At 50.1% G+C, this 8,902-nt stretch carries 8 protein-coding genes; 7 read left to right on the top strand and 1 reads right to left on the bottom strand.

Annotated elements, in window-relative coordinates; translation table 11 throughout:
* Nucleotides 1-364: 364 nt before the first annotated feature.
* The 5 genes from ald (at nt 365) to Q5911_RS14575 (ending at nt 5,907) form a co-directional block, all read left to right on the top strand.
* Nucleotides 365-1,486 (top strand): alanine dehydrogenase, encoded by a 1,122-nt coding sequence (gene ald, locus Q5911_RS14555; RefSeq protein ID WP_303183879.1) that lies wholly within the window; start codon nt 365-367, stop codon nt 1,484-1,486.
* Between the two features lie 194 nt (nt 1,487-1,680).
* Nucleotides 1,681-2,472, top strand: coding sequence for a nitroreductase family protein (locus tag Q5911_RS14560; protein WP_303183881.1), 792 nt, complete (start codon nt 1,681-1,683; stop codon nt 2,470-2,472).
* Nucleotides 2,473-2,555: 83 nt separating this feature from the next.
* Entirely contained in the window at nt 2,556-2,924 is a 369-nt protein-coding gene (locus tag Q5911_RS14565; RefSeq protein WP_033126873.1) for a GntR family transcriptional regulator, read from the top strand.
* 76 nt (nt 2,925-3,000) lie between these two features.
* Entirely contained in the window at nt 3,001-5,436 is a 2,436-nt protein-coding gene (locus Q5911_RS14570; RefSeq protein ID WP_303183885.1) for an ATP-dependent Clp protease ATP-binding subunit, read from the top strand.
* Nucleotides 5,437-5,493: 57 nt separating this feature from the next.
* Nucleotides 5,494-5,907: an endosialidase gene (locus Q5911_RS14575; protein WP_303183887.1), complete on the top strand. Its 414-nt coding sequence runs from the start codon at nt 5,494-5,496 to the stop codon at nt 5,905-5,907.
* 65 nt (nt 5,908-5,972) lie between these two features.
* On the opposite strand, the gene Q5911_RS14580 is transcribed toward Q5911_RS14575, so the two are convergent.
* The gene (locus Q5911_RS14580) at nt 5,973-6,473 is read right to left on the bottom strand and encodes a GNAT family N-acetyltransferase (RefSeq protein WP_087173269.1); all 501 of its coding nucleotides are present in this window, start codon (nt 6,471-6,473) and stop codon (nt 5,973-5,975) included.
* Nucleotides 6,474-6,632: 159 nt separating this feature from the next.
* Between Q5911_RS14580 and Q5911_RS14585 the strand changes: the two genes are divergently transcribed.
* Both Q5911_RS14585 and radA read left to right on the top strand, forming a co-directional pair.
* A complete protein-coding gene (locus Q5911_RS14585) occupies nt 6,633-7,187 on the top strand; it encodes a helix-turn-helix domain-containing protein (RefSeq protein ID WP_226395608.1) in 555 nt (184 codons plus the stop codon).
* Nucleotides 7,188-7,205: 18 nt separating this feature from the next.
* Nucleotides 7,206-8,564, top strand: a complete 1,359-nt coding sequence (gene radA, locus Q5911_RS14590; RefSeq protein ID WP_303183891.1) for a DNA repair protein RadA — start codon at nt 7,206-7,208, stop codon at nt 8,562-8,564.
* Nucleotides 8,565-8,902 lie beyond the last annotated feature (338 nt).

The following is an 8,902-nucleotide window of genomic DNA, read 5'->3' on the forward strand; positions in this document are numbered from 1 at the left end:
ATCGGAGCCTATTTTTTAGGCTTCGCTTTTTCATAACTTATTTGACACTACCTTTGGCAATAGTATGTTTGTATTCTACAATAAGATTTAAGCATGGATTGAGAAAATATTCAAGTCAATTGTACATACAAATGAAAGAAATGTTGATAAATAAAAAGTTTCGTGAAAAAAATAACTTTTATTGAATGTTGAAGGGTGGTGTGCTATTATGATTTTAGAAACAAATGAAAAATATTCTTCAAAAAAATAAGAATTTGAAGAATATTTTTCGCCGGGTATCTGCAGGCCGTGCAGGAGCAGGCTGCAGCCCGAAATAAGAGAAGGCAGAAGAGCAAGAAAAATATTGACACAGGAGGTAAGAAAGTTGAAAGTAGGATGTGTAAAAGAAATCAAAAACAATGAGTTCCGTGTAGGTATGACACCGGACAACGTAAAAAGCTATGTGGCAGCAGGCCATGAGGTGTATATTGAGAAAGGCGCTGGTGTTGGATCCGGGTTCCAGGATGCTGAGTACGAGGCAGCAGGCGCAAAGATGATCGACACTGCAAAAGAAGTGTGGGATACAGTAGAGATGATGATCAAGGTAAAAGAGCCTCTTCCGGAAGAGTATCCGCTGTTCCACGAGGGACTGATCCTCTATACATATCTTCATCTGGCAGCTGACAAACCGCAGACAGATGCTCTTTTAAATGGAAAAGTAAAAGGTGTTGCTTACGAGACTCTGTTCGATCCGAAACAGGGCGGACTTCCTCTTCTTGCTCCTATGAGCCAGATCGCAGGACGCTTAAGTATCCAGGAAGGAGCAAAATACCTGGAGCAGACATTCGGCGGTGAGGGCGTTCTCCTGGCAGGCGTTCCGGGAACACCGAAGGCAAACATCGTAATCCTTGGAGGCGGAAATGTAGGAACAAACGCCTGCAAGATTGCTGTTGGAATGGGCGCAAATGTAACTATTATGGATATCAGCCTTCCGAGACTTGCTTACCTGGACGACATTTTTGGAGCCCGCATCCAGACACTTGTATCCAATGATGCAAACATTGAGAAAGCTGTAAAAGAAGCAGACCTTGTAATCGGATCTGTCCTGATTCCAGGAAAAGCTGCTCCGAAGATCTTCAAGAAGAAATATCTCAAAGAGATGAAACCAGGCGCTGTATTTGTAGACGTTGCCGTTGACCAGGGCGGCTGCGGCGAGACCACAAAAGTGACATACCACGATGATCCGATCTTCATCGAGGATGGCGTTGTTCACTACTGTGTAGGAAATATGCCGGGTGCTGTTCCGAGAACATCCACCATCGCTCTGACAAATGCAACTCTCTTCTACGGTCTCCAGATCGCAAACAAGGGACTTGAGAAAGCATGCGCAGACAACGAGGTAATCTACTCAGCCATCAACACATACGATGGCAAGCTGACATGCAAGAACGTGGCAGACAGCTTTGACTGCTATGAGTACACAGACATCAGAGAAATCTGCAAATAAATTGGAAAGTCTATAAAAATTCACAGCTTTTATAAACGAAGGCATCCCCGACGGGCAGAGAAAGACAGTCCGGCGGCGGATGCCTCCGTCTTTTTAGTTTGCAGAAACCGGAAGCTGTGGTAATATATCAGATGTAAATACGGAAGAACTTATAAAGTTTTAAAGGATTATTTAAAGGATAAGGAGTGCGGATCATGGTTGAGATTAATAAAGATTTGTGTGTGGGATGCGGCGCCTGCGTCAGGGACTGTCCGGGAGAAGCGCTGCAGATCCAGGATAAAAAGGCGGAGTATGTGCGCAAATGTATTCAGTGCGGACACTGTGTGGCGGTCTGTCCCACGGGAGCTGTGTCCATACCGGAGTACGACATGGACGAGGTGGAGGAGTACGATAAAGACACATTCTGTGTGGATCCGGAACATTTTCTCCACGCGGTGAAATTCAGAAGGAGCATCCGGAACTTCAAGAGCACGCCCATAGAGCGGGAGAAGCTGGAGCGCATCCTGGCGGCAGGCCGGTACACGCCCACGGCGAAAAATACCCAGGGATGCAGGTTTGTCCTGGTGCGGGACGAAATGAAAGTGTTTAAAGATCTTTTCTGGAAGGAGCTGCCCGGCATCCTGGATGTCCTGAAGGAGGAGGCGCCTCTGTACGAGCGCGTTTTCCGCGGGTTCTATGAGAAATATAAAAAAGATCCAAAGGACGATACCTTTTTCTTTAACGCCACATCCTTCCTGGTGATCACCTCCAAAAATCCTCTGGACGGAGGATTGGCGGCGGCCAATATTGAAAACATGGCTGTGGCCGAGGGAGCCGGCGTGCTGTTCAGCGGCTACACCAAAGCGGTGGTGGAGAACAGCGATGTGCTCAGGGATTGGCTGGGCATCGGAAAGCGCACCGTGGTCTGTTGCATGCTCATGGGGTACCCGGCTGTATCCTATAAAAGGACTGCGCCCCGGAAATCCGGCAATATCGTGATCCGGTAGAGTTGTTTTTCTTGCGGAAATTGTGTAGTATGTGCTAATGTATATATAACAAGAGAAAAGGCTCTTAGTGAGAAGGGGATACTATGTTGATAGAAATTGATTTTAACAGTGACGAAGCGATTTACATGCAGGTGCGCAACCAGATCATCCTGGGGATCGCTACCGCCGAGATCCGGGAGGGAGACCCTCTCCCCTCGGTCCGGCAAATGGCCCAGGCGGTGGGGATCAATATGCACACAGTGAACAAGGCCTACAGCCTGCTTAGGCAGGAAGGATTTATCCAGCTTGACAGGCGCAAGGGCGCTGTGGTGGCACTGGATATCGACAAGATCAAGGCAGTGGAGGAGATGAAGCAGCAGCTTCGGATCGTGCTGGCTCAGGGCCGGTGCAAGGCTATATCCAGGGAAGAAGTGCATGAGCTTGTGGATGAGATTTTCGACGAGTACGCTTAGGAAGAAAGATCCGGCAGAGACGGGAAAATGGAGAAAGGAGCGGGAAGAGGAGCAGATTCTTTTTCCCTGATAGGACATGAACTATACCGAACAGGCAAAGGAAGTATTGAAAATTGCAAAGACTGTGGCAAGAGAGCTCCGGCACCCCTACATCGGGACGGAGCATCTTCTTGTCGGGCTGAAAAAAGTTTACACCGGGGTGGCCGGACAGGTGCTGGCCCTGAACGGTGTCGGCGAGGAGAATATCCGGAAGATCATAGATGAGCTGGTATCCCCCGGGGAGGGAGCGACGGTCACAGGCAGTCCTCAGATGAGCCCCCGGCTTACGTACATCCTGGAGGAGTCCAAGGAGGAGGCGCTGCGCCTGCGCTCCGATGAGGCGGGGACGGAGCATATGCTCCTTGCTATCCTGCGGGATGTGGACTGTGTGGCAGCCAGGATCCTGCTCACGCTGAATGTGAATCTTCAGAAGCTGTGCCAGGATATCCTGGTCAGTGTGGGCGCAGACCCCAAAGAGTACATGGAGGAGATGCAGGAGGACGGGCGGAGGAAAAATTCTGTCCTGGAACAGTATGGTACAGACCTGACACTTCAGGCCGCAGAGGGGAAACTGGACCCTGTCATCGGCCGGGAGAAGGAGATCGAGCGGCTGATGCAGATCCTGAGCCGTCGGACGAAGAACAACCCCTGCCTTGTAGGAGAGCCGGGCGTCGGAAAGACGGCGGTGCTGGAGGGGCTTGCCCAGCGGATCGCCAGAGGCGTGGTGCCGGAGACAATGAAAAACCGGCGCATCGTTACTATGGATCTGGCGGGGATGATCGCCGGGTCCAAGTACAGAGGCGAATTTGAGGAGAGGATGAAGCGACTGATCCAGGAGGTGAAGGCTGCTGGCAATGTGATCCTCTTCCTGGATGAGGTCCACACCATCATCGGCGCCGGCGGCGCGGAAGGCGCCATGGACGCATCCAATATACTGAAGCCTTCCCTGGCAAGAGGGGAGCTGCAGCTCATCGGAGCCACCACCATTGTGGAGTACAGGAAATATATAGAAAAGGATGCGGCCCTGGAGCGCCGATTCCAGCCGGTGACTGTGGAGGAACCGACCAGGGAGGAGTGTCTGGAGATCCTGAAAGGACTTCAGGAAAAATATGAGGAACATCACCGCGTGTCTGTCCGGGAGGAGGCGCTGGAGGCGGCGGTCTCCCTGTCGGAGCGCTATATCAGCGACCGCTTCCTGCCGGATAAAGCCATAGATGTGCTGGATGAAGCCTGCGCCAAGGTCAGCCTGAAGGGATTTAAAGTGCCGGAAAATATGGAAGAGCTGGAGAAAGTGATCGAACAGCTGGTCCGGGACAAGGAGGATGCCATCCGTGCCGGAGATATGAAGGAGGCCTCCCTTCTCCACCAGGAGCAGCAGGAGGCTCAGAAAAAGCTGGAGCAGCAGAAAAAGCGTTTCCAGAGAAACAATGCCCGCCGCCAGGTGTGTGTCACGGCCGATGACATAGCAGGCGTCGTGTCCGAGTGGACGAAGATCCCTGTGCAGAAACTGGCAGAGTCTGAGAGCGCCAGACTGAAAAGGCTGGAGCAGACCCTTCACAAGAGAGTGGTGGGACAGGAGGAGGCTGCCACTGCTGTGGCGAAGGCGGTACGCCGTGGAAGAGTGGGCCTGAAAGATCCGGCCCGCCCTATCGGCTCGTTTCTCTTCCTCGGTCCTACCGGTGTGGGAAAGACAGAGCTATCAAAGGCGCTGGCAGAGGCTCTCTTTGGCAATGAGGATTCTATGATCCGGGTGGATATGTCTGAGTACATGGAGAAGCACAGCGTCTCCAAGATGATCGGTTCGCCTCCGGGATACGTAGGTCACGAGGATGGAGGACAGCTCAGCGAACAGGTGCGCCGTCACCCTTACTCAGTGGTGCTGTTTGACGAGATCGAGAAGGCGCATCCGGATGTGTTTAACATCCTCCTGCAGGTGCTGGATGACGGCCATATCACAGACTCCCAGGGCAGGAAGGTGGATTTCCGCAACACGGTGATCATTATGACATCCAATGCGGGCGCCCAGGCGATCATAGACCCGAAGCGGCTGGGATTCGTGACAAAAGAAGACGAGGCCGGCGACTACAAGCGGATGAAGTCCAATGTGATGAATGAAGTGAAGCTGCTCTTCCGTCCGGAGTTCCTGAACCGTATTGACGAGATCCTTGTATTCCATGCACTGAACAATGCAGATATGAAGAAGATCGTGAGCATGATGTGCAAAGAGGTGTGTGCGCGGGTAAAGGAGCAGCTTGGCATCACGCTCCATGTCCGGGACTCTGTGAAAAAGCACATTGTGGAGACCGGCACGGATCAGAAGTATGGAGCTCGTCCGCTGCGCCGGGCGGTGCAGAATCTGCTGGAAGATAAGCTGGCTGAGGCGGTGCTGGACGGTACCATAAAGAGGGGCCAGACAGTGGAGGCCGGCATGTCTAAAAAAGAAATAAAATTTATTCCAAAGACTACAAATTGAAATTTTTTTGAGATATAATGTGGATACAAAAGAAGAACCACTAGGAGGACATGTAAAATGGCAGTAGTAAAAGAGCTGTTGCGGGCAGAAAACGATGGAACACTGAGTTTTGGAGATTACACACTCGGCTCTAAGACAAAGCTGGAGGGCTTTGAGTTCCAGGGAGACATCTACAAGGTAAAGACATTTGCCGAGATCACCAAACTGGAGAAAAACGGCATGTTTGTATACGAGTCCGTTCCCGGGACAGCGGTGGAGAATTTTAAGACAGGAGACGGCATTGTTTCCTTTAAAGTATCTGCACCAAAAGATGCACAGTTTACACTTGAGCTGGAGGCGGACAGTGAGTACACTGTCTATCTGGACGATATGAATATCGGTGATATGGCGACAAACTTAAGCGGCAAGCTGAGCGTCAGCGCAGAGCTGGAAGAAGGAAAGAGCATAGAAGTAAAAATTGTAAAGAAATAATTCCGGGCTGCAGGGATTTCCCCTGCAGCTTATTTTTTATTTATTGTTAATATCAGATGGATCGTCTACAGGAGCAGTTTTTCGAATGCAATTTTCTCACTGTTGTCAAAACAGATCGTACCGCAGTACACAAACCCCTGTTTTTCCAAAATATGCCGCATGATCAGGTTCTGGCTGTCTGTGTCCACTTTAAAACTGTGCACATCTTTTGAGCGAGCCATTTTTTCGGCGGCCTGGAAGACAGAGGCGGCAAGGCCCCGTCCCCGGAAGGAGGGGGAAAGGGCAAGGCGATGCAGGACTACATAGGGCTGGGAACTGAGCCAGGAGCCGCTTAAAGTATTGTAGGCGGGTTCACCGTTGAAGTCGATACATACATAACCAGCCGGGCGTCCGTCAAGCATACACAGATATCCGATCTCTTTCTCTATGTCCTTTTCTAAGCAGTCCTTGTCCGGATAGCCGTTCTGCCACTGATCCACGCCCTGAGATCTCAAAAAACATTTTGCGTTGTCAATAAGTTCCATGATCTGCTCCAGATCTTCTCTTTTTGCTTTCCGCAGTTCCATTGTATCTGCTCCTCCCCTTGTGTGTTGACATTTTGTTCTTGTGCGATATAATGTACTAAAAATACATTATATTATTAAAGAAAGTATATATCTTCAGAGTGAGAAATGTCAATCATATAATGAAAAAAAATCCGATATAACGGAAAGAGAGGCGAGATTTTGGACATATCAAAGACAACAGCCAGAAACATAAAAAGGATACGTGAAAACAAGAAGATGACATTGGATGCAGCGGCCGCCGCCACAGGAGTATCACGCAGCATGCTCTCCCAGATAGAGAGAGGGGATGCCAATCCTACGATCACTGTGCTGTGGAAGATCGCGAATGGATTTAAAGTTTCTTTTACAGCGCTTACAGAGACTTCTCTTGAGGATGCAGCTGTTATTCCCGCAGAGTCGGTGCATCCAGTTACAGAGGCGGATGGTCTGTATATCAACTATCCCGTCTTTCCCTTTGATGAGAAACGCCTTTTTGAGATGTACCGCATTGTCATTAAGCCGGGGGGAAAACTGGATGCTCAGCCGCATATAGCTGGAACAGAGGAGTACATTACTGTGTTCGAGGGGGAGGCACAGATCATGGCTGACGGGAAAGTGTATCAGCTGAAGGCGGGGGACTCTATCCGTTTCAGGTCGGATGTGATCCACGGGTATAAGAATACAGGCAGTGAGACTGTGCAGATGAGTATGCTGATCTACTACGGAGAGAGTTAAAGGAAAAGGAGGAAAACAGTGGCAAAAGCAAAGAAAAGTATTTTTTTCTGCCAAAATTGCGGGCATGAGGAGAGCAAATGGCTGGGTCAGTGCCCGGTGTGCAGGCAGTGGAATACATTTGTGGAAGAAAAGGTGACTGCAGCAAAGACGGGGGGACAGACAAAAAGTCTGAAAGAGGCTGAGGTGGTCGCCCTGTCCAGCGTGCAGACAGATAGAGAAGAGCGGGTCTGCACCGGTTTCGGCGAACTGGACCGCGTGCTGGGAGGCGGGATCGTGCCTGGCTCACTTGTGCTGGTGGGTGGAGATCCGGGAATCGGGAAATCTACGCTTCTTCTGCAGGTGTGCCAGAGATTGACGGAGCGCAAACAGAAGCTCCTGTATATTTCCGGGGAGGAGTCCTTGAAACAGATCAAGTTGCGGGCAGACCGCATGGGAACCTTTACAGATGATCTGCTGCTTCTGTGTGAGACAAATATAGAGACTATTCGCAGTGTGATTGAAAAGGAGAGACCCTCCCTTGTAGTCATTGACTCGATACAGACCATGTACAGCGAAGAGGTGTCTTCTGCCCCCGGGAGCGTCTCACAGGTCCGGGAGGCCACCAACATATTCATGCAGATTGCCAAGGGTATGGGAATTTCCATCTTTATAGTAGGGCATGTGACAAAGGAGGGGACAGTGGCCGGTCCCAGGGTCCTGGAGCACATGGTGGACACGGTTTTGTATTTTGAGGGGGACCGCCATGCCTCCTACAGGATCCTGCGGGGCGTAAAGAACCGTTTTGGCTCCACCAACGAGATCGGGGTGTTTGAGATGAGACAGGACGGACTCCGGGAGGTGGAAAATCCTTCTGAGTTCATGCTCAACGGAAGACCGGAAAATGCCTCCGGATCCGTGGTGGCCTGTTCTATGGAGGGAACCCGCCCCATCCTTCTGGAGATCCAGGCGCTTGTATGCCGGAGCAATTTCGGCATGCCAAGGAGGACCGCTGCAGGAACAGACTACAATCGTGTGAATCTGCTGATGGCTGTGCTGGAAAAAAGGCTGGGCCTTCCTCTTTCAAACTATGACGCTTACGTCAATATTGCGGGCGGTATCCGCATCAATGAGCCTGCCGTGGATCTGGGGATCGTGCTGGCCCTTGTGTCCAGCTATAAAAACAGACCGGTGTCGGAAGATGTGCTTGTGTTTGGTGAAGTGGGTCTGAGCGGTGAAGTGCGGGCTGTCAACATGCCAGAGCAGAGAGTCTCTGAGGCGAAGAAGCTGGGATTTCAGACCTGTATCCTGCCGGCAGTATCCGTGGATGCGGTGAAAAATATTCAGGGGATCAAGCTGCTGGGAGTGAAATCCATCAATGAGGCGATTGATCTTATATAACTATATAAAATAAGAGAAAACAGATAGTCAATATGCCCTTGAAAAAGAGGTCGGGGGAAACTGAATTGTGTAAATTTTATAAATAAAATAAAAAATAAAAATAACATTGACAATTCGACTTCTCCCGTGCTATTATATCAAAGCTGTCGCGTGAGACAGCAACAACAACGAAACATCTTCTTTCGATCCGGGAGGATACAGAAAGAAAAAAGTTAAAAAAGTTGTTGACAAATCGGAAGCGGCATGATAAGATATAGAAGTTGTCGCTGAGATGCGAAAACAAAACAAAGAACCTTGATAACTGAACAATAGACAACGACCCTGAAAATTTCTAAGAG

The sequence above is a fragment of the Lachnoclostridium phocaeense genome, assembly GCF_959599685.1.
Taxonomy (GTDB): Bacteria; Bacillota; Clostridia; order Lachnospirales; family Lachnospiraceae; genus Claveliimonas; species Claveliimonas monacensis.